This is a genomic window from Bacillus sp. JK106, assembly GCF_053663355.1.
Genome location: NZ_JBSJQC010000002.1, coordinates 147,568 through 172,879, shown reverse-complemented (window position 1 = coordinate 172,879; position 25,312 = coordinate 147,568). Strand labels below are relative to the sequence as shown.

General features: G+C 47.7%; 28 protein-coding genes and 1 pseudogene. 17 read left to right on the top strand and 12 right to left on the bottom strand.

Translation table 11 applies throughout. The features are described 5' to 3' along the window. The first annotated feature begins 122 nt into the window (after window positions 1-122). The 4 genes from ACWJJS_RS06400 (at window position 123) to ACWJJS_RS06385 (ending at window position 2,627) form a co-directional block, all read left to right on the top strand. Window positions 123-482 (top strand): hypothetical protein, encoded by a 360-nt coding sequence (locus ACWJJS_RS06400; protein ID WP_012117241.1) that lies wholly within the window; start codon window positions 123-125, stop codon window positions 480-482. Window positions 483-602: 120 nt separating this feature from the next. Beyond that, on the top strand, window positions 603-803 hold the full coding sequence (locus ACWJJS_RS06395; protein WP_003155162.1) for a DUF3311 domain-containing protein: 201 nt from the start codon (window positions 603-605) through the stop codon (window positions 801-803). Further along, window positions 800-2,269, top strand: a complete 1,470-nt coding sequence (locus tag ACWJJS_RS06390; protein WP_102421700.1) for a sodium:solute symporter family protein — start codon at window positions 800-802, stop codon at window positions 2,267-2,269. The genes ACWJJS_RS06395 and ACWJJS_RS06390 overlap by 4 nt, the downstream gene beginning before the upstream one ends. A 40-nt stretch (window positions 2,270-2,309) precedes the next feature. Continuing rightward, entirely contained in the window at window positions 2,310-2,627 is a 318-nt protein-coding gene (locus ACWJJS_RS06385) for a YbjQ family protein (RefSeq protein WP_003155166.1), read from the top strand. A 33-nt stretch (window positions 2,628-2,660) separates the two neighbouring features. Here ACWJJS_RS06385 and ACWJJS_RS06380 read toward each other — a convergent pair whose 3' ends face one another. Next, the gene (locus ACWJJS_RS06380; RefSeq protein ID WP_003155168.1) at window positions 2,661-2,930 is read right to left on the bottom strand and encodes an excalibur calcium-binding domain-containing protein; all 270 of its coding nucleotides are present in this window, start codon (window positions 2,928-2,930) and stop codon (window positions 2,661-2,663) included. Between the two features lie 195 nt (window positions 2,931-3,125). Between ACWJJS_RS06380 and ACWJJS_RS06375 the strand changes: the two genes are divergently transcribed. Next, on the top strand, window positions 3,126-3,836 hold the full coding sequence (locus ACWJJS_RS06375) for a YrpD family protein (protein WP_003155170.1): 711 nt from the start codon (window positions 3,126-3,128) through the stop codon (window positions 3,834-3,836). Between the two features lie 133 nt (window positions 3,837-3,969). Here the strand turns inward: ACWJJS_RS06375 and ACWJJS_RS06370 are convergent, their stop codons facing one another. The 3 genes from ACWJJS_RS06370 to ACWJJS_RS06360 all read right to left on the bottom strand — a co-directional run bounded on the left by ACWJJS_RS06370 (window position 3,970) and on the right by ACWJJS_RS06360 (window position 5,460). Then, complete coding sequence (locus tag ACWJJS_RS06370) at window positions 3,970-4,341, bottom strand: iron chaperone (RefSeq protein ID WP_077722024.1); 372 nt, start codon at window positions 4,339-4,341, stop codon at window positions 3,970-3,972. A gap of 26 nt (window positions 4,342-4,367) precedes the next feature. Further along, window positions 4,368-4,736: an iron chaperone gene (locus ACWJJS_RS06365; protein ID WP_032874384.1), complete on the bottom strand. Its 369-nt coding sequence runs from the start codon at window positions 4,734-4,736 to the stop codon at window positions 4,368-4,370. Between the two features lie 145 nt (window positions 4,737-4,881). Next, window positions 4,882-5,460, bottom strand: coding sequence for a competence protein ComK (locus tag ACWJJS_RS06360; RefSeq protein ID WP_003155179.1), 579 nt, complete (start codon window positions 5,458-5,460; stop codon window positions 4,882-4,884). A 315-nt stretch (window positions 5,461-5,775) separates the two neighbouring features. Here ACWJJS_RS06360 and ACWJJS_RS06355 point away from each other — a divergent pair, with 315 nt between their 5' ends. Further along, on the top strand, window positions 5,776-6,009 hold the full coding sequence (locus tag ACWJJS_RS06355; protein WP_003155181.1) for an IDEAL domain-containing protein: 234 nt from the start codon (window positions 5,776-5,778) through the stop codon (window positions 6,007-6,009). A 30-nt stretch (window positions 6,010-6,039) separates the two neighbouring features. Here ACWJJS_RS06355 and ACWJJS_RS06350 read toward each other — a convergent pair whose 3' ends face one another. Further along, window positions 6,040-6,897, bottom strand: a complete 858-nt coding sequence (locus tag ACWJJS_RS06350) for an SDR family oxidoreductase (RefSeq protein WP_007610477.1) — start codon at window positions 6,895-6,897, stop codon at window positions 6,040-6,042. A 124-nt stretch (window positions 6,898-7,021) separates the two neighbouring features. On the opposite strand from ACWJJS_RS06350, the gene ACWJJS_RS06345 reads away from it, so the two are divergent. The 7 genes and pseudogenes from ACWJJS_RS06345 (at window position 7,022) to ACWJJS_RS06315 (ending at window position 13,801) form a co-directional block, all read left to right on the top strand. Continuing rightward, window positions 7,022-8,545, top strand: a complete 1,524-nt coding sequence (locus ACWJJS_RS06345; RefSeq protein WP_454023417.1) for an FAD-dependent oxidoreductase — start codon at window positions 7,022-7,024, stop codon at window positions 8,543-8,545. Beyond that, window positions 8,461-9,201, top strand: a pseudogene (locus ACWJJS_RS06340) (protoglobin domain-containing protein); the annotation flags it as partial. The gene ACWJJS_RS06345 and the pseudogene ACWJJS_RS06340, both read left to right, overlap by 85 nt. 243 nt (window positions 9,202-9,444) lie before the next feature. Further along, window positions 9,445-9,960 (top strand): methyl-accepting chemotaxis protein, encoded by a 516-nt coding sequence (locus ACWJJS_RS06335; protein WP_369719112.1) that lies wholly within the window; start codon window positions 9,445-9,447, stop codon window positions 9,958-9,960. 130 nt (window positions 9,961-10,090) lie between these two features. Further along, complete coding sequence (locus ACWJJS_RS06330) at window positions 10,091-10,648, top strand: biotin transporter BioY (RefSeq protein ID WP_102421696.1); 558 nt, start codon at window positions 10,091-10,093, stop codon at window positions 10,646-10,648. Window positions 10,649-10,659: 11 nt separating this feature from the next. After that, window positions 10,660-12,096: an acyl-CoA synthetase gene (locus ACWJJS_RS06325; RefSeq protein WP_369614341.1), complete on the top strand. Its 1,437-nt coding sequence runs from the start codon at window positions 10,660-10,662 to the stop codon at window positions 12,094-12,096. Then, window positions 12,084-13,175: an acetyl-CoA C-acyltransferase gene (locus ACWJJS_RS06320; protein ID WP_377803067.1), complete on the top strand. Its 1,092-nt coding sequence runs from the start codon at window positions 12,084-12,086 to the stop codon at window positions 13,173-13,175. The genes ACWJJS_RS06325 and ACWJJS_RS06320 overlap by 13 nt, the downstream gene beginning before the upstream one ends. Window positions 13,176-13,225: 50 nt before the next feature. Continuing rightward, window positions 13,226-13,801: a histidine phosphatase family protein gene (locus ACWJJS_RS06315; RefSeq protein ID WP_007610462.1), complete on the top strand. Its 576-nt coding sequence runs from the start codon at window positions 13,226-13,228 to the stop codon at window positions 13,799-13,801. Between the two features lie 15 nt (window positions 13,802-13,816). Here ACWJJS_RS06315 and ACWJJS_RS06310 read toward each other — a convergent pair whose 3' ends face one another. Further along, window positions 13,817-14,695 carry an ABC transporter substrate-binding protein gene (locus ACWJJS_RS06310; protein ID WP_377803066.1) on the bottom strand — a complete coding sequence of 293 codons (879 nt, stop codon included), beginning with the start codon at window positions 14,693-14,695 and terminating at the stop codon, window positions 13,817-13,819. Between the two features lie 487 nt (window positions 14,696-15,182). Between ACWJJS_RS06310 and ACWJJS_RS06305 the strand changes: the two genes are divergently transcribed. After that, complete coding sequence (locus tag ACWJJS_RS06305; protein WP_077722018.1) at window positions 15,183-16,331, top strand: S8 family peptidase; 1,149 nt, start codon at window positions 15,183-15,185, stop codon at window positions 16,329-16,331. A gap of 44 nt (window positions 16,332-16,375) precedes the next feature. Here the strand turns inward: ACWJJS_RS06305 and ACWJJS_RS06300 are convergent, their stop codons facing one another. Beyond that, window positions 16,376-17,626: a M48 family metallopeptidase gene (locus tag ACWJJS_RS06300; RefSeq protein ID WP_454023416.1), complete on the bottom strand. Its 1,251-nt coding sequence runs from the start codon at window positions 17,624-17,626 to the stop codon at window positions 16,376-16,378. Window positions 17,627-17,780: 154 nt separating this feature from the next. Here ACWJJS_RS06300 and ACWJJS_RS06295 point away from each other — a divergent pair, with 154 nt between their 5' ends. Next, window positions 17,781-18,176, top strand: coding sequence for a hypothetical protein (locus tag ACWJJS_RS06295; RefSeq protein WP_063174170.1), 396 nt, complete (start codon window positions 17,781-17,783; stop codon window positions 18,174-18,176). A 47-nt stretch (window positions 18,177-18,223) separates the two neighbouring features. On the opposite strand, the gene ACWJJS_RS06290 is transcribed toward ACWJJS_RS06295, so the two are convergent. The 4 genes from ACWJJS_RS06290 to ACWJJS_RS06275 form a co-directional block, all read right to left on the bottom strand. Beyond that, a complete protein-coding gene (locus tag ACWJJS_RS06290) occupies window positions 18,224-19,765 on the bottom strand; it encodes a fatty acid--CoA ligase family protein (RefSeq protein WP_007409202.1) in 1,542 nt (513 codons plus the stop codon). A gap of 131 nt (window positions 19,766-19,896) precedes the next feature. Then, window positions 19,897-20,541 (bottom strand): SDR family oxidoreductase, encoded by a 645-nt coding sequence (locus tag ACWJJS_RS06285; protein WP_454023415.1) that lies wholly within the window; start codon window positions 20,539-20,541, stop codon window positions 19,897-19,899. Window positions 20,542-20,621: 80 nt separating this feature from the next. After that, window positions 20,622-21,617, bottom strand: a complete 996-nt coding sequence (gene lplJ, locus ACWJJS_RS06280; protein ID WP_003155205.1) for a lipoate--protein ligase LplJ — start codon at window positions 21,615-21,617, stop codon at window positions 20,622-20,624. A gap of 12 nt (window positions 21,618-21,629) precedes the next feature. Next, on the bottom strand, window positions 21,630-22,364 hold the full coding sequence (locus ACWJJS_RS06275; RefSeq protein WP_454023414.1) for an MBL fold metallo-hydrolase: 735 nt from the start codon (window positions 22,362-22,364) through the stop codon (window positions 21,630-21,632). A 151-nt stretch (window positions 22,365-22,515) separates the two neighbouring features. On the opposite strand from ACWJJS_RS06275, the gene yhfH reads away from it, so the two are divergent. After that, on the top strand, window positions 22,516-22,656 hold the full coding sequence (gene yhfH, locus ACWJJS_RS06270) for a protein YhfH (RefSeq protein WP_012117221.1): 141 nt from the start codon (window positions 22,516-22,518) through the stop codon (window positions 22,654-22,656). Window positions 22,657-22,890: 234 nt separating this feature from the next. Continuing rightward, window positions 22,891-24,180 carry a cation:dicarboxylate symporter family transporter gene (locus tag ACWJJS_RS06265; protein ID WP_003155211.1) on the top strand — a complete coding sequence of 430 codons (1,290 nt, stop codon included), beginning with the start codon at window positions 22,891-22,893 and terminating at the stop codon, window positions 24,178-24,180. A 40-nt stretch (window positions 24,181-24,220) separates the two neighbouring features. Here ACWJJS_RS06265 and ACWJJS_RS06260 read toward each other — a convergent pair whose 3' ends face one another. After that, on the bottom strand, window positions 24,221-25,252 hold the full coding sequence (locus ACWJJS_RS06260) for a M42 family metallopeptidase (RefSeq protein ID WP_015388474.1): 1,032 nt from the start codon (window positions 25,250-25,252) through the stop codon (window positions 24,221-24,223). Window positions 25,253-25,312 lie beyond the last annotated feature (60 nt).

Sequence of the window (25,312 nt, the reverse complement as noted above, 5' to 3'; positions counted from 1 at the left end):
CTTATTCTACACATTATCTCCAAAAAACGAAAATGTTTACGAGATTTTCCGACTTGAAATATCGTGTAAGCGAGTATAAAATAAGAACAAATGTTCTCTTTTTTAAGAAAGAAGGAGTATTTATGCCTGACATTCGGAGCGGCACCCGCGATCTCATCGAAAAAGGGCTGTTTCTGCCCATGGCGGCTGCCATCCTGAACCGGGACCTCGAAGCGCTTGATTCGTGCCCGTTCAAATTAAAACAACCCTATAAACAGCTTATCAGCTGCTCTTTAAAATTAGCACAAAAGGATTTGAGTGATGTTCGAAAAGAGTTAAGAAAGCGTAAAATTAAAATATACGAAGCGGAAAGAGACGAAGCATTTACGCTTTATATATGCACCATTAACGGCTATGAAGAAAAACACCGTTATTTCAACCCGAGAATACGGGAACAGGTAACCGCCTTATTGGAATATTACCTGTCTCTTGCGACCATTTAAAAAGCAGCCGGGACTGCTTTTCCTTTTCAGCTGATAAATTTCAGACTATTCACACTATACATTCGACATGATTTTCTTTATAATCGGGACACGCTGTTTTCAATGAAAAGGAGGAATGTTATGAAACTGATTCATGTTCTCGCCGCCCTGCCCTTTTTCGGAATTCTCGCCGGCATTCCATTTGCCAACCGGGTGACGCCTTATGTTTTCGGAATGCCTTTCATTCTCGCATATGTCGTCATCTGGGCGGTGCTGACTTCCGTTCTGATGGCCGCCGTTTACAAATTGGACAAAGAAAACAAGGCGGGTGAGACGGAATGAACGCAGCATTTCCCGTAATGGCCGCCGTGCTCCTGTTTTGTGTATATCTCGGAATCCGGGCCCGAAAAGGAAAACATATGGACCTTGAACAATGGACGGTGGGCGGACGCGGCTTCGGCACGATGTTTGTCTTTTTATTAATGGCGGGAGAAATATACACGACCTTTACATTCCTCGGCGGAAGCGGATGGGCTTACGGAAAAGGAGGCCCGGCCTTTTATATTATCGCGTACGGCTGCCTTGCCTACATTTTGTCATATTGGCTTCTGCCAGCCGTGTGGACTTACGCCAAACAACACAAACTGATGTCGCAATCAGATTTTTTCATTTCAAAATACAACAGCCCGCTCCTCGGCATTCTCGTATCGCTCGTCGGCATCGCATCCCTCATCCCCTATCTCGTCCTGCAGCTGAAAGGGCTCGGATTAATTGTTTCAGCAACGTCATACGGACAGATTCCGCCCTCCGCCGCTGTCTGGATCGGCGCTGTCTCCATCACAATTTATGTGATGATTTCAGGAATCCATGGTTCAGCGTGGATATCCGTCGTCAAAGATATCATGATTTTAGGCATCGTCCTGTATTTAGGCATTTATCTGCCCATTCATTACTATGGCGGGTTTACGGAGATGTTCAAACAAATTGACGCCGCAAAACCCGGTTTTCTCACGCTGCCGGAAACCGGACACAGCGTTTCCTGGTTCAGCTCAACGGTTTTGCTGACCGCCCTCGGCTTTTATATGTGGCCCCATACCTTTGCCGCTTCCTATTCGGCGGAGCATCCGCGGGTGTTTCGGAAAAATGCGATCATCATGCCTCTTTATCAGCTCGTCCTGCTGTTTGTCATCTTTACCGGATTTGCGGCGATTCTGCAGGTGCCCGGTTTAAAAGGGGCGGACACGGATCTCGCCTTATTAAAGCTGTCTGTGAAAACCTTTGATCCCTGGTTTGTCGGACTGATCGGATCGGCGGGCATTCTGACGGCGCTTGTGCCCGGTTCAATGATATTAATGGCCTCAAGCACGCTGTTCGCCAAAAACGTGTACAAAGCCATTCGGCCCGGCACGACTGACGAAAAAGTCTCACGGCTCGCAAAATACGCCGTACCCGTCATCGCGCTGATATCCGTATATTTTACGCTGAAAGGCGGAAATACCATCGTCACCTTGCTTTTAATGGGCTACAGCCTTGTCACCCAGCTTTTCCCCGCCCTCTTATTCAGCCTGCCGAAGCGGCGTTTCATCACAAGCCACGGCGCTTTTGCCGGCATAACGGCCGGGGTCGGAACGGTGGCCTTCATTACGCTGACCGAATCAACCGTCGGAACCCTCTTTCCGTTTCTTCCGCAGATCGTTAAGGATATGAATACAGGCATCATCGCGCTGGTTCTGAACATTGCCGTCATGTTTGCAGTCAGCGCCGCAGTCAGAAAAAAACAAATCAGCGCAGCCGAAAAGGCGGCTTAATGATAAAATAGCGGTAAGACACATGAAGGGGGAAAGCCGCATGATCATGACAACGACCGAAACCGTCGCCGGAAAACAGATTACGGAAGTAAAAGGCTTAGTGACAAGCAGTATCGTCCAGTCCCGTCACATCGGAAAAGACTTGCTTGCAGGCTTAAAATCTGTCGTCGGCGGCGAATTAAAAAGCTATACCGAAATGCTGGAAGACTCCAAAAAAGCGGTGAAAGAGCGGCTGATCAGAGAGGCGGAGCAGCTCGGAGCGAACGCCATCGTCGGCCTGCGGTTCGAACTGACCGCAGGACAGAACACATCCGAATTAATCGGATACGGAACCGCCGTCACCGCCGAATCCATTTAAAAAAAACAAGCCTCTTTAAAGAGGCTTGTTTTTTTATTTCTCACATGCGATATAGTCTTTATCCCGGTCAAGTCTTTTATTTGCATTGTAAAGCGCTTTTGATACATACGGCTTGTACTTTGTTCTGCCGCCCTTGTTTTTCACTTTCGACGATTTGGCCACGCCGCCCTTATACACCTTATTCAGCGCCTTGCAGTTTTGATACGTTTTTACCTTTGTTTTCGCTTCTGCCGTCTGCCCCGCTCCGTATGAACAACCGAACACCAGGCCGAAAGACAAAAGCACAGCTGCCGTCTTTTTCATTTCTATCCTATCCCCTTTCCTGAATCATCTTGTATGGCTGAACATATCATAGTTCAAATAATCTCCATTTACAAGATAAATAGGAAAATAGTTTTAATTTATGTCCGCCCGTATATCTTTTATGGAATTTTTCCCAAAACCTTTTATAATATGAATTGATAGCGCTATCTGACTATGATGATAGGAGGAGAAATGATGATGAAAAAAGGGCTTGTTGCGGGTGTTCTCACTACAGCCGTTCTATTCGGCGCATGTACGGCGGATATTCCGGGGGTGATCAGTCCAAATACGGCGGAAGCGGCGTCCCAGCTCAGTAAAGGAATCGGCGGAAGGGCCTATCTGAACAGCACGGGCTCAGTTCTCGTCACGAAAATTCAGCTTCCAAGCTCGATTCAGGTGTCAAATGGGACAGCCTATATTTACTCAGGATTTACCGGAGGCACAGAGGCTGATATCGGGCTTCAGTACAGTGACACCTATCATGTATGGAAACCGATCATGAAAGTCGGTTCAAAGGGACAAGGCCAGGTCCGGTATCTGGAAGGAGAAAGCCAATTCACTTATACGAAAGGCTTCCGGCCCGGCAGCACCGTACAGCTGACCATTTACAAAAATCTGAACGGCAATACCCGCGCCACATATTGGGGCACGAATAATGACGGATACACCGGCCGCATCATCTCAGAACTCGCCCAAACAAATGTAGGCTCTGTCTCAAAATGGAAAGCGCTCGCCACCGTTGCGGTCACATCAGAGGATCAGCGCCCTTACATCAAATCAAACTTCTCAACAGCCTTTACGAACATCACGATCGACAATAAAGCAGTCACCCCTGTGATTGATACACAGGATTTTGCCAAATTGACAGTGTCAGGCAGCAGCGTCAGCATGTCTGTCGTCAAATAAAGAATTTTGAACGCACGATTTCTGTCATCGTGCGTTTCGTGAGGGTCTGCCGGATACGCAAATCCCTTATTTTTCGGATTACGTTTAATAAAAAAACAGCCCTCCTCAGGGTTGTTTTTTAACATTTCTTTCATTATTTCCGCCAAAACGCTGAGCAGTCCGCCTTATCCTGGATATTGAATTGAATCATGCTTTCAAGCAGCTCATAATGCACCGGTTCAGTCCATTGAATTCTGAACAAACGGGAAGTAGCGCTGTAGCCGGCACGGGCAATGTCGTCGGCAAAATGCGCAATTCCAGCTTCTTCGGGGGAAACACTTACATGATGCTTTGCTGCCGCAAAGCCGATAATAAACGTGCCGTGATCGGTAAACATCGGCGTGTTCCACTTGATCTGCGGTGTTAAACCCGGGAATTGCTCAGCCGTCCACGACAGGATTTCCTCCATTCGCAGACGATGATCAGGGCTGTCGATACTTGATAAATAGTCTTTGAAAACGTCCATGTCTTCCTCCTTCAACATCACGTCCGCTAGCGCCAAAACCCCGGATTTTCAGCTTTTTCCTTGATGTTAAATTCGATGATCTTCTTAAGCAGATCATAGTGCACCGGATCAGTCCACCGAATTCTGAACAGGCGTGAAGAAGCGCTGTACCCGGCTTGGGCGATGTCATCGGCAAAATGCTCCATCGTCTCTTTTTCAGGTAAAATGCTCAAATGATTTTTTGCCGCGGCAAACATAATGATATAGGTGCCGTGATCGGTAAATGTCGGTTTGTTCCACTTGATCTGTGCTTCTAAGTTCGGAAATTGGTCAGCCGTCCACGACAAAATTTCCTCTGCTTTGAGACGGTGATCCGGGTTATCGATTCCTGATATATATTTTGCAAACACATCCATGCCCATCTCTCCTAAAATGAAATATCATTACTCTTTACATCATCATAGCCAACAGACGGACACGATACAACTCTATCCGGGCATGTAAATCGAAAAAAGCCCTTCCTAAAAGGAAAGGGCCCGTCCCTTCACATCACAGCTTTCTCTAATATCTCTCCCCCAGCTCCCGCAAAATAAAGTCGTAGATCATTCTTGTCCGCTCTTCTTTCGGATACAGCATGAATTCCTGCCGCTTCGGGATATGACTGCCCATCCTGTCCTGAAAAGTGGTTCTGAGATAGGCGGTTCTGTAAACCTGATTTTCAAAAGAATGATAGGATACTTCCAGTTCCATCGTTTTGCCGTTTGAGAACGTGACCGCTGTGTCATCAAATGCCGTCGGTTGAAAATCTTTAACGTGCACATGAGATATCCAGCCGCATTGAGGCCTTGCAGAAGAAAGTGTAGGGAATAAAAAGATGTGATTTGAAGGGTCCACCATAATCGGCGGCTTGTGAGAAATTTTAATCGCTTCATATGTTCCCGCTTTTCTCCCGGCATAGCTGGAGCCAAAGTAGCGGCAGCTTCTGTCGATGATGTGAATCGGCTTCATGCTGACATACAGAATGCAGTCTTTTTCAATGACCTTCGACCCCATTTTACCGTCTATTTCCTCAGGCAAAACAGCGATGGTTGAACGATTTACTTCATAGCTTTCTAAGGGTGCGTGTGTTTTCTGGCACATGATGTGCAGCCTCCAATCCTTTTCTTGAAAATTTATACTAATAATCTATCATCTGTTATTGGAAAACGACAGGTTTTTTTTGAATATAGCTAAAAATCACCTTTTAAAGCTGTAATTTAGTCTTAAATTACTATTTAAATATTATTTTTCTTTTTCATTTCACCTCATTTATACAATGATCATTTTCGTTTTTTCGTCAATTTGCAGGATATGTCGATATATTTCCAAGTATTAGTTGTCTAAAGATTATAAAAATTAATTGATTTTTCCGGCCGTTATCCATATACTATAAAAAAGGCATTGGGGGGATTCTTTATGAAAGAGAAAAAGTCGTACACTGAGCTCATGAAGTCCCGCAACACGGAAAAAGCAAACGAATTCGATGTGACAATGGCCGATATTTACATTCAAATGGTGCTTGATGAATCCTTGTATAAACGCCGGATCGCCATGCTGACAATGCAGATTAATAAGGCGCTTGATGATAAAAATAAAGAAGCGTTCCTCACGCTTTCAAAAGAATATGCCGCTCTCAAACAGAGTGAATAAGCCAATCCATATGGATTGGCTTTTTTTACATTATCCGTTTACGATGGTGCCGCCGTTCACATGAATCGTCTGTCCCGTGACATAGGAAGAATCATCGCTTGCTAAGTACAAATAGCTCGGCGCCACTTCAACAGGCTCTCCCGGGCGCTGCATCGGCACGTCTGAGCCGAAGACTTCCACTTCCTTCGCCGAGAAGCTCGCCGGGATCAGCGGCGTCCAGATCGGCCCCGGCGCCACTGCGTTTACCCTGATGCCCTGAGTGACAAGAGATTGGGAAAGAGATCTTGTAAACGTGACGATCGCCCCTTTTGTCGCTGAATAGTCAATCAATGTTTTGTGGCCTTTATAGGCGGTAATGGAGGCCGTATTAATGATTGAACTTCCTTTTTTCAGGTGAGGGAGCGCGGCTTTCGTTAAGTAAAACATTGAAAAAATATTCGTCTGAAACGTTCTGATGAGCTGGTGGCTCGTGATTTTCTCAATCCCCGGCTGCACGTGCTGCTCACCCGCGTTATTGACCAGGATGTCAATGGAAGGAAAGGCTTGGCCCGCCTGGCGGATGACATCGTTGCAAAAGGCTTCGTCGCCGACATCCCCTGCGATCAGCAGACACTTCGCCCCCTCTTTTTCTACATATTGCTTCGTCTCTTCGGCATCCTGATGCTCATCAAAGTAAACGATGACCACATTAGCGCCTTCCTTCGCGAATAAAACGGATACGGCGCGGCCGATCCCGCTGTCTCCGCCCGTGATGATCGCCGTTTTTCCTTCAAGTTTTTTCGCCGCTTTCGGTTTGTCAAAAACGGGGCGCGGGTCCATTACATATTCAAAGCCCGGCTGCCGGTTTTGATGCTGCGGCGGCAAGGTTTTCTTCTTCTGATTTGCCATTTTGATCACTCCTTTACATTAATTACTATATTATGAGTAATTTGAGCATCTTATACGAATTTCATGTATGAACAGAGTCATATTGGAAAAATTAAGAATATACAACAGAGGAGGTAAATCTGAATTGACTACTTTTTCAAACGAGGAACCGGCTTCCTATTGGCAAGCAACAGCTGACATTCCTTCCTTTCCCGCCCTCACTGAAGATACGGAATGCGACGTTGCGGTTATCGGCGGAGGAATTACGGGTCTGACAACGGCATACGAACTAACGAAAAGAGGTTTCCGTGTCGCTGTCATTGAAGCAGACCGGATTTTAAACGGGACGACCGCGGGCACGACCGCAAAAATCACCGCCCAGCATGATTTCATCTATGCCGATCTTATTCAGCAGATCGGCCTGACCAGCGCAAGGCTCTATTTCGAAGCCCATCTCCGCGCCATGGAAGACATGAAGCAGATCATCAAGGACCTTTCGATTGACTGCAGACTGATTGAACAAGACGCATATCTTTACACCAATACAGAATCAGGCGTCAAAAAAATCCGCAGTGAGCAGGAAGCTTATACCAAGCTCGGTATTGAACACGAGCTTGTGAAAGAACTTCCCGTCTCCGTTGATTGCAGGCTCGGCCTCGCCATGAAGAATCAGGCGCAATTCCATCCGCTTTTATATGGTGCGGCGCTCGTGAAAGAGATCGTTAAAAACGGGGCGCGGGTTTTTGAACAGACGGCTGCGATCGACATAAAAAAAGAACCGCAGCCGGAAGTGGTCACGAAGAACAGACACGGCATCAAGTGCAGCTACATTGTCTGCGCTTCCCACTTTCCTTTTTATGACGGAGGCGGGCTTTATGCCGCCAGAATGTATGCCAGCAGATCCTACGTACTCGCGGTAAAACCGAAACAAGCGTATCCGGACGGGATGTATCTCAGCATAGACAAGCCGTCCAGATCACTGCGATACACCGATTTGAACGGTGAAAAACTGGTGCTTGTCGGCGGTGAAAGCCACAAAACAGGCCAAGGAAAAGAAATGTCCGGGCATTACGAAGCGCTGAAACAATTTGCGGAAGACACAATCGGAGTTGAAAGCATCCCATATCATTGGTCTGCACAAGACCTTGTCACCATTGACAAAATTCCGTTCATCGGTCCCATCTCAGGCGATGAAGAACATATTTTGGCGGCGACCGGTTTTAAAAAATGGGGAATGACAAGCTCAGCGCTCGCCGCGAAGCTTTTGGCTGATCATATCCAAAACAAAAAGAACCCGTTTTCCGGCCTGTTTATTCCGTCACGCTTCCACGCAGATCCCGGACTGAAAAAACTGATTTCCTATAATGCCGACGTGGCCAAACACCTTATCTCGGGCAAACTTGAGAGGCCGGACGCTTCACCTGAGAGTCTTGGGCCCGGGGAGGGAAAAATCGTAACGGTAAACGGCAAACGGGCCGGCGCCTATAAAGATGAAAAAGGCTGTCTGCATCTTGTCGATACGACATGCACCCATTTAGGCTGTGAGGTTGAATGGAATGACGGCGAACGGACGTGGGACTGTCCATGTCACGGGTCCCGGTTCACACCCGACGGCGGGGTTGCCGAAGGTCCCGCCATCAAGCCGCTGAAACGTCTCACCCAAGATTGACTAAACCATTCTGTACGAATGGTTTTATTTTTTTCCGCATTAAAATATTTTTATCAGATTCCTTCATTCAAGTTCCTTCCAAACCGATAAAAAGAAAAAGAGAATATCTGGGGGAACTTATATTGTTATTTAAAAAAGACCGCAAAAAAGAAACAGCATATTTTTCAGAAGCCGATGGAAAAAAACGCATCGCGCTTTCAAATCAATATGCAGATGTCCAAAAACAGCTGAAAATGGTCAGGCTCGGAAACGAAGAACTTCATGTGCTTGAAGAGCTGCAGCCGTTAATTAAAGAACATATCTCAACAATCGTCGATTCCTTTTACCGAAATCTGGATCACGAAAAATCATTAATGACGATCATTAACGACCACAGCACGGTTGAGCGACTGAAAAAAACATTACGGCGTCATATCCATGAGATGTTCGCCGGCACGATTGATGATGAATTCATTGAAAAAAGACAGCGCATCGCTTCCATCCACTTGCGGATCGGCCTTGAACCGAAATGGTATATGGGAGCGTTTCAGGATCTGCTTCTGTCGATGATGAATATATATGAAGCAACAATCCCGGATTTGCATGAGCTTTTAAAAGCGATCAAAGCGACGACGAAAATATTGAATCTTGAACAGCAGCTCGTCCTTGAAGCATTCCAGACTGAATATAACTGCCAGCGTGACGAACAAGAGGAAAAGAAAGCCCGTCTTCATCAGAAAATCCAGGAAACATCCGGATCACTCGCTGATTTGTTTTCAGAAACGAGCAGAGCCGTGCAGGAGCTGGTCGATAAATCCGAGGGCATTTCCGAGGCGTCAAAAGCCGGCACCGTCACTTCCGTACATGTCGAAGAAAAATCAATCGGCGGGAAAAAAGAGCTTGAAAGCCAGCAGCAGCAGATGAATAAAATCGACGCCAGCCTTCTGCAGATTGAAGAAGAAATGGACAAGCTGAATGACATCGCCCAACAGATCGAAAAAATCTTCGGCATCGTGACGGGGATCGCCGAGCAAACGAATCTCCTGTCACTCAACGCTTCAATAGAATCCGCGAGAGCCGGGGAGCACGGCAAAGGGTTCGCCGTTGTGGCGACGGAGGTAAGGAAGCTTTCAGAGGATACGAAAAAAACCGTTTCCACCGTATCAGAGCTTGTGAACAATACCAATACACAAATCAACATCGTGTCCAAACATATTAAAGATGTAAACGGACTTGTAAGCGAAACGAAAGAAAAAATGACGCAGATCAACCGTCTGTTTGATGACATCGTCCAAAGCATGAAAACGAGCAAAGACCAGACAGGCAAAATCGACGTTGATTTGCAGGCCTTTCTCGGCGGCCTTCAAGAAGTCAGCCGCGCCGTTTCCCACGTTGCATCATCCGTTGATTCACTTGTTATCCTTACAGAAGAATAAAGATAAACCGACCGGCCTTTTTCATAAAGGGCCGGTCGGTTTATTGTTAACTTAAAATATAATAGAGTTGACATATGTAAAGACTCGCTTTATTGTATAAACATATTTTGATAAGCTGGAGGAATACATAATGAAATTGACAGAAATGATGCATATTGCCGTGTTTACCGCCATTATGGGACTTTTGGGGCTGCTCCCGCCGCTTTTCTTATCCTTTACGCCGGTTCCGATTACGCTCCAGACGATCGGTGTGCTCTTATCGGGAAGCATCCTGAAACCGAAAGCGGCGTTTTTAAGCCAATTGCTTTTTTTGCTGATTGTGGCATGCGGAGCGCCTCTCCTTTCAGGCGGAAGAGGCGGCTTCGGGGTTTTTTTCGGGCCGAGCGCCGGATATCTCATCGCATATCCGCTGGCGGCATTCCTGCTGAGCCTCAGCATCCAAGGCCTTCGCTCAGCTGCTGTCCCCCATTTGTTTATCAGACAGTTCTTGTTCGGCGTGCTGTTTTTGTATGTCATCGGCATTCCCGTTCAGGCTTTTATAATGCACATTGATATCTTGACTGCCGTAAAGCTCAGCCTCATCTATGTGCCCGGAGATCTGCTTAAAGCGGCCGCAGCCTCATTCGCAGCCGTAAGAATCAGAAAAACTCTTCAAGCTAGCCGGCTTTTGCCGACGAAAGGAAGCTGATTTTAGTCATCATGATTACATCATCATATTCAGATACAGCCGGACAAGCGCCGGAACAGATCGCGATTCAGACAGAAACAGAACAGATCAACTATCAAACTTGGAACAGGCTAGTAAACCAAACCGCAAACTGGCTTGGCAGCCTTTCAGGTAAGCCGGAAAACATTGCACTATTACTGCCGAACGGCATCCCTTTTTTACAACTTTTCGCAGGGGCGGCGCATGCCGGCTGCACGGCGGTTCCGTTAGATCCCCGCTCGGCGGCGGCGGAACTCGCGGACCAGCTGCACATCAGCAAAACCGATCTCGTCATCTGTGACCGCCGGCTGAGCGGCAGACTGGACGGCATCAAAACGCCTGTCATCCTGTGGGATGAATGCAGGCCTTTGATCGAGGCGGAAAAAGCGGAAGGCGCTTTTATCAAAAACGCCGGCCTGCCCTTTTATACCGGATTCACCTCGGGATCGACCGGTAAGCCGAAAGCCTTCACCCGCTCTCACCGTTCGTGGCTGGAGAGCTTTTCTTGTACGAAACGTGAATTCGGCATTTCCCCTGATGACAAAGTGCTGGTGCCGGGCACGCTGCGCTCATCACACTTTTTATACGGCGCTGTCAGCACTTTGTTTATCGGCGGAACCGTCCTCCTTCAAAGAAAATTCAATCCGGCCGGAATGAAAGACCGGCTCAGACAAGCTGACGTTCTATATACCGTTCCGACAATGACGGACGCCCTGCTCTCACTAGAGGCGTTTCCGGATACACCGCTCAAGGTGATTTCTTCCGGTGCAGACTGGCCCGCTTCGTCTAAACAAGCGCTGTCAGAGCGCTATCCCCATTTGCGGTTGTATGATTTTTACGGAACGTCTGAGCTGAGTTTCGTGGCGTTCTTATCGCCTGAAGACAGCGCCCGAAAGCCTGACGCGGCGGGCCGTCCGTTTGAAAATGTTACAATCGAAATCCGCCGGCCCGGCGGGGAACGCTGCATGCCGGGCGAAACGGGGAAGATTTTTGTGAACAGCCCGATGAAATTTTCCGGATACATCAACGGCGCAAAGCCTGATGATTCCGGCTGGATGACGGTTGATGACATGGGATATATCGATCATGAAGGCTATCTTTATATCGAAGGACGTGAAAACGGGATGATCGTATCAGGCGGCCTGAATGTATTCCCGGAAGAGATAGAACGTGTGCTCAACCGCTGTCCGGGCGTCAGAAAAGCGGCCGTCATCGGCATTCCTGATGATTATTGGGGCAGCATCGCCGTTGCGGTGATCGACGGACATGCAAATGTAAAGGAACTGAAGAAACAGTGCCGCGAGCAGCTGGCGGCATATAAAATCCCGAAAAAATGGCTGTTTTCAGAAATACCGGAAACAGCCGGCGGAAAGATCGCCCGTGCCGCCGTACAAAAGCAGGCAAAGGACATGATGGAATGGAAGCTGTAATTACGGATGCGAAGCGGACGATTTTCGCCCGGGAAAACGGCCTGTTAAAAGACTGTCTCCCTGAAGATTTGGCAGCTCTGCTGATCCGACATTTGAGCCGGAACATGCCCGAAGACATTGATGAAGTCCTGCTCGGAAACGCGACGGGCCGCGGCGGGAACCTCGCCCGGCTGTCAGCCTTGGCCGCCGGGCTTCCTTTGAGCGTGTCCGGTACGGCCATCGACAGGCAGTGCGGTTCCGGATTGGACGCCGTGAGAATCGCGTGCCACTTTGTTAAAGCCGGCGCGGGGAGCACATACATCGCGGGAGGAGCGGAGAGCAGCAGCCGTTCCCCTTTCTCATCCCGGGCGCGCTTTTCTCCTGAACACATCGGCGATCCTGATATGGGCATAGCGGCCGAGTATACGGCACAGGCTTACGGCGTAACGAGAAAGATGCAGGACGAATATGCCCTTCTCAGCTATGAACGGAGCGTCAAAGCGCACGAAGACGGCTTGTACCGCCGGGAAATTCTCCCCTGCCACGGATTCGCCGCTGACGAAAACATGCTGAAAAAGCGGAACATGGCGCCTCTCATCGCCCGCGCCAAACCCGTCTTTCAGTCCGGAGGCTCTGTCACCGCCGCCAACAGCTGCGGAATTTCTGACGGGGCGGCGGCAGTTTGTGTGATGGAAGAACAAAAAGCGCGGTCTCTCGGTTTAAAGCCGGGATTGCGTTTTATCGGAAGCGCGGTAAGCGGCGTCCATCCGCATTATCCGTCAGCAGCTCCGGTTTATGCCGTCAAAAAGCTTTTGAAGGAACGGGACCTGTCACCGGATGATATTGATATATACGAAATCAACGAGGCGTTTGCCGTCAAAATATGCGTTTTTTCACAGCAGCTTCAAGTGCCGTATTCTAAAATAAATGTCCGGGGCGGCGCTCTGGCCGTCGGGCATCCGTACGGGGCTTCCGGGGCGGCGCTTGTCACCCGGCTTTTTTATGAAGCAAAAAGACGCCCTGATGCCCGCTATGCAGCAGCAGCGATCGGCAGCGGAGGCGGAGTCGGACTGGCGCTTCTCTTTGAAGTGTTAACGTAACGGCAGTATAATAGATGATATCGATAAAAAATGATCGGAGTGGAGACTTTATGACTGCCGTTTGTTTAGTAAGACATGGAGAGACTGATTGGAATGCCCAAAAGAAGCTTCAAGGCAAATCGGATATTCCGTTAAATGCGACGGGAGAGCGTCAGGCGAAAGAAACAGGAGAGTACTTAAAGGGGTCCGAATGGGATGTCATCGTCTCAAGCCCGATGAAACGGGCCAGAAAAACGGCTGACATTATAAACGGGTTTTTGAATCTTCCCATTGTCGTCATGGAAGATTTCAGAGAACGGAGCTACGGTGATGCGGAAGGAATGTCTTTACCGGAACGGTCGAAGCGCTACCCGGATAAAAACTACCCGAATATGGAGACCGCAGAAGAGCTGACAGACAGAATGCTTGCCGGTTTAGTGAAAGTTCAGGAGCGGTTTCCTGAGCAAAAAGTACTGATCGTCGCTCACGGCGCAGCCATTCACGCCCTCTTGTCCGCTATTTCTGACGGTGATACCGACATACAAAACGCAAAGCTTGTCAATGCGTGCCTGAGCAATATCGAACGAATTGAAAATAAGTGGCGCGTCAAAGATTACAATGTAAGCAGCCACCTATCAGAATCATAACAAAAAGGCCCGAATTCAGTTTTGGGCCTTTTTGGCGAGCATTTTTTTCTGCAGATCATGTAATATGGCGTCCGCACCGTCAATGCTCCGGCGCTCCGTCCATGCCGCCCTGTCCGCGCGGTAAACGTGGCCGTTTTTTACGGCAGTCAGCTGTTTCCAGAGGTGATTTTTTTCGAGTTCTTTCTCACCGTCCAACAGTACGATGTAATCAGGATCGATTTGCAAAAGCTGCCCGGGCGTCATTTTGATAGCATCTGATTTCCCGCCGGAATCCGTCTGGACCGCATATGTAAACCCTGCGAGCGCCAAAAGCCGGGACGTAAAAAACTGATCATCCTTTACGGAAATGCTGCCATTTGCAGCGTCAATTAATAAAATCGTGCCGCCTTCTGCATCCAGCTTTCTTTTGATGTCATTCAGCTTTTCTTCCTGAGCCGACAATTGTTTCTCTATGATGCCCTCTTTACCGACCGCCTTTTCAATGGTAAGGGCAGCATCAACCGCATCCTGATAATCCGCAGCTTCATTTTTCAAAGCGATTGTCGGAGCGATCTTTGTCAGCTCATGGTATATCCCCCTGTGCAGGCTTGAGTCTGCAATGATGAGATCGGGTTTTAACGAAGTGATCTTTTTCAAATCGGGATGTGACGGGGGCCCGACGGACGGACTGCCGTCGTTTCGCTCTTTCCGGTTATCCGCCGCGGCCGCCGGCTTTATGCCGAGATCATGGAGGGTGTCAATAAAGCCCTCATTCAATACGGCGATGCGATGCGGGTGCGCAGCCACATGCGCGGTCCCCAGATCGTGCCTGACGGCGGTTTCATGTTCCTGTTCTGAGCATGCCGTTATGAAGAGAACGGATAAGATCATCAGCATACTGAAAATTGGTTTCATCTGTTCCCCCTCTTTCGTTTTTCCGCAATTATATCATTGACAATATAAGTATCAATGATATTCAATATCATTATTTTCATAAAATGGTTTCACAGCTTTCTCCGTCAAGAAAGCCAAAGACTGATTCATGCCGGCCGCTTTATTTCATTCCGCTTTCGTTTCCATCAGACTTCTGCATTCAACAAAAGGTGACATTTATCCTGTTTTTGCCGCAGCTTCCAAAAATGGAATCAAACCGTTCGACCCAGTAAACAAGAGAGCGATTGCGGCTGTGTACAAATACTCATGTCCTTCCATCGGTTTTTTCCATTAAAATTTAAATATTTCGGGTTCCTATTAAACGAAAGAGAGATGATATACCTAAATAGAAATAAAACAAACTGAAAAAAATTGGGTCTACTAAAATATTATTCCATACTATACAATTAATCCACAGAATAATCTGTCTATTGGTTATTCTGCAAATGAAAAAAGGAGTGGATAAAGAGTGAGAGGCAAAAAGGTATGGATCAGTTTGCTGTTTGCTTTAGCGTTAATCTTTACGATGGCGTTCGGCAGCACGACTTCTGCCCAGGCTGCAGGGAAATCAAACGGGGAAAAGAAATATATTGTCGGATTTAAGCAGACAATGAGCACGATGAGCGCCGCCAAGAAAAAAGATGTCATTTCTGAAAAAGGCGGGAAAGTGCAAAAGCAATTCAAATATGTAGACGCAGCTTCAGCTACATTAAATGAAAAAGCTGTAAAAGAGCTGAAAAAAGACCCTAGCGTCGCTTACGTTGAAGAAGATCACGTTGCACAGGCGTACGCGCAGTCCGTGCCTTACGGCGTATCACAGATTAAAGCCCCTGCTCTGCACTCTCAAGGCTTCACCGGATCAAATGTTAAAGTAGCGGTTATCGACAGCGGTATCGATTCTTCTCATCCTGATTTAAAGGTAGCAGGCGGAGCCAGCATGGTTCCTTCTGAAACAAATCCTTTCCAAGACAACAACTCTCACGGAACTCACGTTGCCGGTACAGTTGCGGCTCTTAATAACTCAGTCGGTGTATTAGGCGTTGCGCCAAGCGCATCTCTTTACGCGGTAAAAGTTCTCGGCGCTGACGGTTCCGGCCAGTACAGCTGGATCATTAACGGAATTGAGTGGGCGATCGCAAACAATATGGACGTTATTAACATGAGCCTCGGCGGACCTTCTGGTTCTGCAGCGTTAAAAGCGGCAGTTGACAAAGCCGTTGCTTCCGGCGTCGTAGTGGTTGCGGCAGCCGGTAACGAAGGCACTTCCGGCGGCTCAAGCACAGTGGGCTACCCTGGTAAATACCCTTCTGTCATTGCGGTAGGCGCTGTTAACAGCAGCAACCAAAGAGCATCTTTCTCAAGCGTAGGTTCTGAGCTTGATGTCATGGCACCAGGCGTCTCTATCCAAAGCACGCTTCCTGGAAACAAATACGGTGCGTACAATGGTACGTCAATGGCATCTCCGCACGTTGCCGGAGCGGCTGCTTTGATTCTTTCTAAGCACCCGAACTGGACAAACACTCAAGTCCGCAGCAGTTTAGAAAACACCACTACAAAACTTGGTGATGCTTTCTACTACGGAAAAGGGCTGATCAACGTACAGGCGGCAGCTCAGTAAAACATAAAAAACCGGCGTCGGGCATGGCCCCGCCGGTTTTTTTATTATTTTTCTTCCTCCGCATGTTCAATCCGCTCCATGATCGATGGGTGGCTCCCTCTGAAAATTTTGACGAGAAACGGCGGGTTGACCCGGCTCAGTCCCGTATCGGCCAAGTCCTGAAACGTCTCAATCGCCGCTACCCGGTTTCCGGTCAGCTCGATGCCGTAACGGTCGGCGGCGTTTTCCTGATACCGGGAGACGGCATTCGTAATCGGATCAGAAGCAAAACTGAGAACAGATATGAGCAGCAATAACAGCGGGAGGGCGGCCAGATCTTCAGGCCCCTTTATATGAAGCATTCGGCCGAAGAATTTGGACAGCCGCTTATAAAGCTTGTCAATGATATAGAACCCGGCTAATGACAGCAGCAAATACCCGGCCAGTCCGATGTACACGTGCTTCATGACATAGTGCCCCATCTCATGCCCCATAATGAACAAAATTTCCCGATCCTTCAGTTTGTTAAGCGTCGTATCCCACAAAACGATCCGCTTATTCGAACCGATGCCCGTCACATACGCATTCAGCGCATTCGTTTTCTCCGACATATTTACTTCATACACATGGCTGGCCGGAATGTCGGCCTTGTCGGCAAGCGACAAAATTTTGCTTTCCAGCTCCTTGTCTTTCAGCGGATAGAAATCATTGTATAAAGGATCAATCACGACCGGCTGCAGGAAAAACAAAAACAGGGTAAACGGCACAGTAAGACACCAAGCGTAAAACCACCATTTTTTTGTATGCTTTGTGATCAGCCAGTAAAACACAAGCACACACACGGCAAACAGCGGAAAACTGATCCAGAAATCAATGACATGGTCTCTTATCCAGCTTGCTGCTGTCTGCGTCGAAATATGATACGCAAGCGAAACCCGATATCCGATCCACTCTAGCGGAAGTGAAGCCGCCGTAACGATGAGTGAAATCACAAATACGAAGCTTACGATTTGCAGCACCCGAAAGCGCACCGCTGCTTCCAGCCAATGCTTTATTTTTTTGGCAAGCCCCGTAATGAGCAGCAGAAAAAATAAAAACCAATCTAACGGCGCTCCGATGAAAAATAAAAAATCCTTTACATTTGAAAAGTTTTCAGCGGCAGCCAGGCGGCCCGGGTCCATAAACGAGGACGGATCGGCTTTTGTTCCCTTTACGGCCTCCGGGACGGCGGAGTCTCCTGTCATAAAGAAATACCAATAGAAAAAAAGGCCGTACAGCACATAGGCAAGTCCCGCTGCCGCTATCCATTTGCGCATGGAAGTCTCCCTCCTTAGCCTTATGACTTACTCCTATTGTAAGCATAAATGCAAATAAATAGAACCAAGCCTCCGAAACGGATGTTAATCTTTTCACAACAGAAAAGAATGGAACAACAGGAAGCGGGAAAGACTAAAAGACGGAGTGATGAATATGAAAAAAATAATCGCGTTTATTGTAGTAATCGCCCTTTTGGTTATTGCTTTCTTCTATGTATACAGCCGGACCGGCGATGTGTTTCCATCAAGCAACGCAGATCTGATTATTCTGTCAGAGCACGGAAAAAAAGAAATCAAAATTAAAGACAGGCAGAATGTAAAAGATATGCTCGATATCTTGAACCAAGGAAAACAAGTCAAACTGACCAAAAGCGTGTCTCCCGATTACGACGGAACGGTCAAATACCATGAAGACCGTTTTGATTCATTCAGCATGTGGCTCGAAAGCGGCAATTATATAATGTACAAGCATAAAAACACGTATTACAAACTGACCCGGCATGATACGAAGCTTGTGCAAAGCATCATTAAGGAAGAATCGCAGAGCTGACCGGATCAGCATGTAAAAGCGAAGCCCCCGGCTTCGCTTTTCGTCCGTCATTTCGGAAGCATGTCCCGGACCGCCCTTCTCAGCAGCTTCCCGGTCGCGTTCTTCGGAATCTCATCAAGAAAAACCACTTCCGCCGGCCGCTTATATTTTGCCAAATGTGTTTCACAGTAATCAAAAACCGCCTGCTCTGTCAGCTCACCGTCCCCAGGCACTATATAAGCATGCACCGCTTCCCCCGTTTTGGCGTCAGGAACGCCGATGACCACGGCTTCTTTAATGCCCTCATGGCTGTAGAGCACTTCTTCTACTTCGCGCGGATAGACGTTGTATCCGCCGACGAGAATCATATCTTTTTTTCTGTCGACGATATAAAAATAACCGTCTTCGTCGCGCTTCGCCAAATCACCCGTGTACAGCCAGCCGTCTTTCAGCGCGTGCTCCGTCTCCTCGGGCATCTTGTAATAGCCTTTCATCACATTCGGCCCTTTCACGATCAATTCTCCCACTTGATGGTCGGGCAATTCGCGTCCGAGCGTATCGACGACTTTATTTTCGACATGTAAAATATTCGTCCCGATCGAGCCGGGCTTTCTCCCCCGATCAAACGGATTAAAACAAGTAACCGGAGACGCTTCAGAAAGTCCGTACCCCTCCAGAATGGTGACGTCAAAGGTTTGTTCAAACGTCTGCAACAGAGCGACCGGCATGGAGGCCCCGCCTGAAATGCACAGTCTGACGGACGCAAAATCCTCCGCCTTGCCGTGCTCGTATTGATACAGATAGTTATACATCGTCGGAACGCCGGCAAAAATGGTTGCCTGACGGCTTTTAATCAGTTTAAACACAGAAGCCGGACTGAATTGCGGCTCAATTAAGACACACGCTCCGCTCATCAGAGGCGCATTCATACAAACGGTTAAACAAAAAACGTGAAACATCGGCAATGCCGCCACAATTTTGTCTTTCTCATTCATTCCTAAGTATCCGGCGACATCATTTGCATTGGAGAAAAGATTCTGATGGGTGAGCATGGCGCCTTTCGGTTTTCCGGTCGTCCCTGAGGTGTATAAAATGACGGCAGTATCGTCTTTGGACAATGTCGGATAAGTTCTGCTGCGCTCCGCCGGGCGGAGCATTTTTGTAAACGTTGTCATTTTTAAGCGCAATTGAGGGTCTTCTGTCGATGGAGCGTTCTCTGCTGTCTGGCTGATAATGATATGCTCCAGCAGCGGCAGCGAGCCGTGCAGGCTTTCAAATACGGGAATTAATAGGTCGATGCCGGCGATCGCTTTGACATCGCCGTTTTTCAGCATGTATGCGATTTCTGAAGGTGTGTATGCCGGATTAACAGGTATGACGACAATTCCCGCTTTTAACGCGCCGAAAAACGCAATAACAAAGTCAGGCGTATTTCCGAGCAGCAGCGCGAGATGATCCCCTTTTTTCAGTCCCCTGTCCTCCAAGCCGTTTGCAAATGCTTTGATTTTACCTGCCAGCTCCTCATACGTCATGTACTGATCTTGAAACAGACAAGCTGGTTTTTCCGGTTTCTGCGATGCCGTTTCTTCCAATTTGGAAACCAGATTCATTTTCCCACCCCTTTAAAAATGTAATGAATGAATAGTCATTCATTTCTCCGGAATAAACGTTCACTTTTATTATAGAAAAATATAGAAAAACACTCAAGGGCAAAAAGCCCCGAGTGCCGTAAAACCGGAAACTATAATTGTTTCAGCGCTTCACTGACCGGCGTGCCGCCCGCTGTCAGATCGAACGCTTTTTCATACGTATTCGGTTCATCAAGGGATGCGATAACGGTCTTGGCGACATCGTCTCTTGAAATGGAGCCTCTTTCTAAATCGGCCGCGGCTTTGATATTTCCCGTGCCGGGATCATTTAATAACGCGCCCGGCCGGATAATCGTATACGTCAGACCGCTCGCTTCAAGAATTTTATCCGCATAATGCTTTGCGGCATAATACGGCTTCAGCGCTTCATTCCAATTGTCGCGGTTATGAGCCTGAAGGGCGCTTACCATAATGAACCGCTTGATGCCGGCTTTCTTTGCCGCTTCTATCGCTTTCGCCGCTCCGTCAAGATCAATCAAAAGCGTCTTATCGTATCCGGTGCTTCCTCCTGATCCGGCGGTAAACACAATCGCGTCACAGCCTTCAGCGGCTTTCGCGATGTCTTCCGTTCTTCCTTCCAAATCTGCAAGAACGGCTTCTGTTCCCGCGGCTTGAAGCGCTTCTTTCTGCTCTTCTTTCCGGACCATCGCCCGCAGCGTATGCGTGCCGTCTTTTTGAAACAGCCCGGTCAGACGCTGTCCGATCTGTCCGTTTGCTCCGATGAGAAATACTTTCATCATGATCCCTCCCCATTCATTATGGTTCTATCATTTCACAAAAACGGGCGCTGATTCAAATCATGCGTTCGGCAAATGTTCTAATAAATCAGCTCGAGGAAATCTTCCAGCTCTATTTTGCCGAAATACTGTTTCAGATCGATTCCGGCCAGCGCCTCCCTGATAGCGGTTCTGTCATACTGTTTTCCGGTCAGCGCCTGTTCGACTTCACTCACATCTTTCGCACCGAAGAAATCACCGAAAATTTTGCAGTCCTGAATGATTCCTTTTTTCACTTCAAGACGCAGATCAATCGATCCGACCGGATAACGTTTCGAATGCTGAAGGTTGAATGCGGGCGACCTGCCGAAATTCCAGTCCCAGTTTTGATAGCGCTCTTCGGAAATCTTCCGGATCGCTTTCCAGTCTTCATCGGTCAGTTTATATTCCGGCACTTCGGAGAGATCATTTGTATTAAAAATATGGTGAAGCAGATGCTTTTTGAATTCGTCCGCCGTCATTTTGTCATCAAGAAACTCGCTGATATTGGCGACACGGCTTCTGATTGACTTAATGCCTTTTGATTCGATTTTGTCTTTTTTCACTTTCAAGGCTGACACGACATGATCAATGGCGGAATCCAGCATTAATGTTCCGTGGCTGAAAATACGCCCTTTCGTCGAAAATTGAGCGTTGCCGGAAATTTTTCTGCCGTCCGCGACGATGTCGTTTCGGCCGCTTAATTCAGCTTCCACACCGAGCTGGCGCAGCGCCTGAATAACGGGTTCGGTGAATTTTTTAAAATTGTGAAAGCTGTCGCCGTCATCCTTGGTGATAAAACTGAAATTCAGATTCCCGAGGTCATGGTAAACCGCGCCGCCTCCTGACAGCCTGCGGACGACGATGATTCCGTTATCTTCTACGTATTTCGTATTGATTTCTTCTATTGTGTTTTGGTTCTTCCCGATGATAATCGACGGCTGATTGACATAAAACAGCAGGTATGTCTGTTCAGGGTCGAGATGCTTCACGCAATATTCCTCGATCGCGAGGTTGATCCTCGGGTCGGTTATGTTTTGGTTGTCGATAAATAACATGGTGCTCCTCCTTTATTTCTCCCACTTCAATCCGGAAGCAGCGATTGTCACTTCGCCCCCGAACACGGATTCCGCTTCTTCTTTCAGCTTCCGGTGCTCGCCGAAATGAGGCAGATGTGTGAGAATCAGCTCCCCCGATCCGGCCTCCTCCGCGATACGTCCGGCTTCCAAACTGTTCATATGGCCGGCTGACGTGCCGTCCTGGTCCGCGTAAAAATTGCACTCGCAGATCAGCAGATCGGCATTTTCCGCAAACGGGATAAACGCGTCCTGGTAGCTTGAATCAGCCGTATACACAACAGAAGCTGCACCGTCAGTAATCCGCATCGCATAACAAGTGACCGGATGCACCGTTTTCAGGAAGGTAATGGTGAACGGCCCGGCAGAAAGCGGGCGGTCCGGCTGATAGGCCACTCCTTTTGTATGCGTTTTATATGTAAGACGCTCAAACTGTTCTATATCAGCATCATGCCCGTAAATCGGCAGTGCATGCGTCCCTTTTCCGAGAAAGGAGCCGACCTGTTTGGCAAATTGAAGCGGCCCGATATCAGCGATGTGATCATGGTGATAATGGGACAAAATGACGGCATCAAGCTCTTCTGCCGGAACATAGGCAAACAGCTTTGATAATACGGCGCTTCCGCAATCGACGAGCAGAGAATAGCCGCCGGACTGAAACAGATAGCCTGAAGTTGCTTCGTTTGCGGCCGGAAACCCGCCGCAGCATCCAATAACTGTAACTTTCATATGACCCTCCGAATGTTTATGATAAAAAGATCCTTTCCTCCAATATACCTATTTTTCGTACAAATTGCATGTTTTAAACATTGTGCCAAAACAGCCGTTGATTTTCCGAAACTGTTATAATACAATGTAGAGACAAAACAATGAAAGAGGGATGGGTATGTTGGAAAAGATGTCGGATTTTTTCAGAAATTTACCCGGTAAGAAATGCGAAGAATGCGGAAATGAGATTGTTGAGCAGTATGAGTGTCACATTAATTTGTGCAATGACTGCTTGAAAATTAAGGATATGTGACAATAGGGCGCCGCACAATTCTAAGTTGTGCGGCGCCCGTTTTTTTCGGCCGTCATCATACTTTCTGAATAGGGAGTTATTCACCATTATTAGCAATTATCTGTACGTTTTAAAAGATTCAGTATTTTCAATCTATATTTTTCTATAGACGGATTGTTTTCTTTTCTATTATAATTTGTTCTAATAGCTATCTTTTTAGATACTTATTGCACTTTTTTCTTCGGGAGGTAATCTATGAAAAAATTACGCTTTGGACTAGCGACGCAAATTTTCGTCGGACTCATACTAGGGGTTGTAGTCGGTGTCATCTGGTACGGCAATCCTGCCATTCCAACATATTTACAGCCTATCGGCGATTTGTTTTTACGCTTAATCAAAATGATAGTGATTCCAATTGTCGTCTCCAGCTTAATCATCGGCGTTGCCGGCGCGGGAAGCGGAAAACAAGTCGGAAAATTAGGCTTCAAAACGATTTTGTATTTTGAGATCATTACCACTTTTGCCATTATTCTCGGGCTGGCTTTGGCGAATCTGTTTCATCCGGGAACAGGCGTTAATATACATGAAGCTCAAAAAACAGATATCAGTCAATATGTTGAAACAGAAAAAGAACAAAATAACAAATCTATCGCAGACACATTCCTGCATATCGTACCGACAAACTTCTTCCAATCATTGGCCGAAGGAGATCTGCTTGCCATCATCTGCTTTACCGTGCTGTTTGCACTCGGCATCTCGGCAATCGGTGAAAAAGGAAAGCCCGTATTGGCCTTCTTTGAAGGTGTTTCTCATGCGATGTTCCATGTTGTGAACCTCGTCATGAAAGTTGCGCCGTTTGGTGTTTTTGCGTTGATTGGTGTTACCGTTTCCAAATTTGGGCTCAGTTCCCTGCTTTCACTCGGTAAACTGGTCGGTTTAGTATATGTAGCTTTGGCTTTCTTTCTCATTGTTGTATTCGGAATCGTCGGAAAGCTTGCCGGAGTAAACATTTTCAAATTCCTCGCCTATATGAAGGATGAAATTTTATTAGCGTTCAGTACGTCAAGCTCCGAAACCGTACTCCCCCGCGTTATGGAAAAAATGGAGAAAATCGGCTGTCCGAAAGGTATTGTTTCCTTTGTTGTGCCGATCGGATATACCTTTAACTTAGACGGATCTGTGCTGTACCAATCTATCGCCGCTTTATTCCTCGCTCAGGTATACCACATTGACTTGTCCATTTGGCAGCAGATTACCCTTGTGCTTGTCTTGATGGTCACTTCCAAAGGAATGGCTGCCGTGCCCGGGACTTCTTTCGTCGTCCTGCTTGCGACATTAGGCGCATTCAACATTCCTGCAGAAGGCCTTGCATTCATCGCCGGTGTTGACCGGATTATGGACATGGCCCGCACGGTCGTCAATCTGACCGGAAACGCGCTGGCATCCGTTGTGATGTCAAAATGGGAAGGCCAGTATGATCCCGTTAAAGGCGCGAAGGTCATGAGCCTCGCCAAAACAGAACAAAACACAACCATTTCAGGTTAAAATGAAAACCCTGCACGGAATGATTTCCGCGCAGGGTTTTTTATGCCATCGGCGATAGAACGTACCGGTGCAAAAGCTTCGCCGTATTAAGAAGCGATAATTCATGCGTGCGTTCAAAAGCGTGTGAAGCGTCAATTCCCGGGCCGATCAGCCCGTGAACGATGTCATGGCCCGAACGGATGGCTGCTGAGGCATCAGAACCGTAATACGGATAAATATCAAGCTGATAATCAATGCCATAGCGCTCCGCAAGCCCGGCCAGATGTTTTCTGAGCTGATAATGGTACGGTCCGCTCGCATCCTTCACGCAAATGGAGACGGTATATTCATCCGTAGACTGGCCGTCGCCGATCGCTCCCATATCAACAGCCAAGTATTCGACGGTCTCAGGAGGAATGTTGGAATTGCCGCCGTAGCCGATTTCTTCATTATTAGAAATCAGAAAATGCGTCGTATACGGAAGTTCGATTTTCTCTTCCGTGATGCGGCGGATTAAATTCAAGAGCAGAGCCACGCTCGCTTTGTCATCAAGATGCCGGGACTTAATAAAGCCGCTCGGCGTAATCTGCACGCGCGGGTCAAATGAGATGAAATCGCCGACCCTGATGCCGAGATCGGACGTCTCTTCCTTCGTCCGGACAGGCTCATCAAGGCGGACTTCCATATTCTCCTGATTCCGCTCTGCCTTGCCGGCGTCCTTGTAGACGTGCACTGAAGTCTGATGCATTAAGATGGTGCCTGTATAGGTTTTGCCGGAAGAAGTTTGGATCTCGCAATATTCCCCTTCAATCGAGTGATATCGGAAGCCGCCGATCAAGTCAATCTTCAGCCGGCCGTCCGACTTTATTTCCTTTACCATCGCGCCGAGCGTATCGACATGCGCCGTCAGCAATCTGTGTTTCTTGTCATCACGGCCGGGAATTGTGACAAAAAGACCGCCTTTACGGTTTCTGTAAGAGGAGACGCCCCATTCTTTTAAAAGACTTTCTGTATAGGCGATAACCTCGTATGTATTGCCCGTCGGACTCGGAATCGACACCAGTTCTTTAATCAGTTCCATCGTATGTTTCATATTTGTCACAGGTCATTCCTCCTATCAATTTTATTCTTCTTAAAATATACTCTTTTGATC

What these genes read in the sequence shown, in the direction of transcription:
- ACWJJS_RS06400 (WP_012117241.1), top strand. Translation starts at nt 123, where the DNA reads ATGCCTGACATTCGGAGCGGCACCCGCGATCTCATCGAAAAAGGGCTG.
- ACWJJS_RS06395 (WP_003155162.1), top strand. Translation starts at nt 603, where the DNA reads ATGAAACTGATTCATGTTCTCGCCGCCCTGCCCTTTTTCGGAATTCTC.
- ACWJJS_RS06390 (WP_102421700.1), top strand. Translation starts at nt 800, where the DNA reads ATGAACGCAGCATTTCCCGTAATGGCCGCCGTGCTCCTGTTTTGTGTA.
- ACWJJS_RS06385 (WP_003155166.1), top strand. Translation starts at nt 2,310, where the DNA reads ATGATCATGACAACGACCGAAACCGTCGCCGGAAAACAGATTACGGAA.
- ACWJJS_RS06380 (WP_003155168.1), bottom strand. Translation starts at nt 2,930, where the DNA reads ATGAAAAAGACGGCAGCTGTGCTTTTGTCTTTCGGCCTGGTGTTCGGT.
- ACWJJS_RS06375 (WP_003155170.1), top strand. Translation starts at nt 3,126, where the DNA reads ATGATGAAAAAAGGGCTTGTTGCGGGTGTTCTCACTACAGCCGTTCTA.
- ACWJJS_RS06370 (WP_077722024.1), bottom strand. Translation starts at nt 4,341, where the DNA reads ATGGACGTTTTCAAAGACTATTTATCAAGTATCGACAGCCCTGATCAT.
- ACWJJS_RS06365 (WP_032874384.1), bottom strand. Translation starts at nt 4,736, where the DNA reads ATGGATGTGTTTGCAAAATATATATCAGGAATCGATAACCCGGATCAC.
- ACWJJS_RS06360 (WP_003155179.1), bottom strand. Translation starts at nt 5,460, where the DNA reads ATGTGCCAGAAAACACACGCACCCTTAGAAAGCTATGAAGTAAATCGT.
- ACWJJS_RS06355 (WP_003155181.1), top strand. Translation starts at nt 5,776, where the DNA reads ATGAAAGAGAAAAAGTCGTACACTGAGCTCATGAAGTCCCGCAACACG.
- ACWJJS_RS06350 (WP_007610477.1), bottom strand. Translation starts at nt 6,897, where the DNA reads ATGGCAAATCAGAAGAAGAAAACCTTGCCGCCGCAGCATCAAAACCGG.
- ACWJJS_RS06335 (WP_369719112.1), top strand. Translation starts at nt 9,445, where the DNA reads ATGAATAAAATCGACGCCAGCCTTCTGCAGATTGAAGAAGAAATGGAC.
- ACWJJS_RS06330 (WP_102421696.1), top strand. Translation starts at nt 10,091, where the DNA reads ATGAAATTGACAGAAATGATGCATATTGCCGTGTTTACCGCCATTATG.
- ACWJJS_RS06325 (WP_369614341.1), top strand. Translation starts at nt 10,660, where the DNA reads ATGATTACATCATCATATTCAGATACAGCCGGACAAGCGCCGGAACAG.
- ACWJJS_RS06320 (WP_377803067.1), top strand. Translation starts at nt 12,084, where the DNA reads ATGGAAGCTGTAATTACGGATGCGAAGCGGACGATTTTCGCCCGGGAA.
- ACWJJS_RS06315 (WP_007610462.1), top strand. Translation starts at nt 13,226, where the DNA reads ATGACTGCCGTTTGTTTAGTAAGACATGGAGAGACTGATTGGAATGCC.
- ACWJJS_RS06310 (WP_377803066.1), bottom strand. Translation starts at nt 14,695, where the DNA reads ATGAAACCAATTTTCAGTATGCTGATGATCTTATCCGTTCTCTTCATA.
- ACWJJS_RS06300 (WP_454023416.1), bottom strand. Translation starts at nt 17,626, where the DNA reads ATGCGCAAATGGATAGCGGCAGCGGGACTTGCCTATGTGCTGTACGGC.
- ACWJJS_RS06295 (WP_063174170.1), top strand. Translation starts at nt 17,781, where the DNA reads ATGAAAAAAATAATCGCGTTTATTGTAGTAATCGCCCTTTTGGTTATT.
- ACWJJS_RS06290 (WP_007409202.1), bottom strand. Translation starts at nt 19,765, where the DNA reads ATGAATCTGGTTTCCAAATTGGAAGAAACGGCATCGCAGAAACCGGAA.
- ACWJJS_RS06285 (WP_454023415.1), bottom strand. Translation starts at nt 20,541, where the DNA reads ATGAAAGTATTTCTCATCGGAGCAAACGGACAGATCGGACAGCGTCTG.
- lplJ (WP_003155205.1), bottom strand. Translation starts at nt 21,617, where the DNA reads ATGTTATTTATCGACAACCAAAACATAACCGACCCGAGGATCAACCTC.
- ACWJJS_RS06275 (WP_454023414.1), bottom strand. Translation starts at nt 22,364, where the DNA reads ATGAAAGTTACAGTTATTGGATGCTGCGGCGGGTTTCCGGCCGCAAAC.
- yhfH (WP_012117221.1), top strand. Translation starts at nt 22,516, where the DNA reads ATGGGTATGTTGGAAAAGATGTCGGATTTTTTCAGAAATTTACCCGGT.
- ACWJJS_RS06265 (WP_003155211.1), top strand. Translation starts at nt 22,891, where the DNA reads ATGAAAAAATTACGCTTTGGACTAGCGACGCAAATTTTCGTCGGACTC.
- ACWJJS_RS06260 (WP_015388474.1), bottom strand. Translation starts at nt 25,252, where the DNA reads ATGAAACATACGATGGAACTGATTAAAGAACTGGTGTCGATTCCGAGT.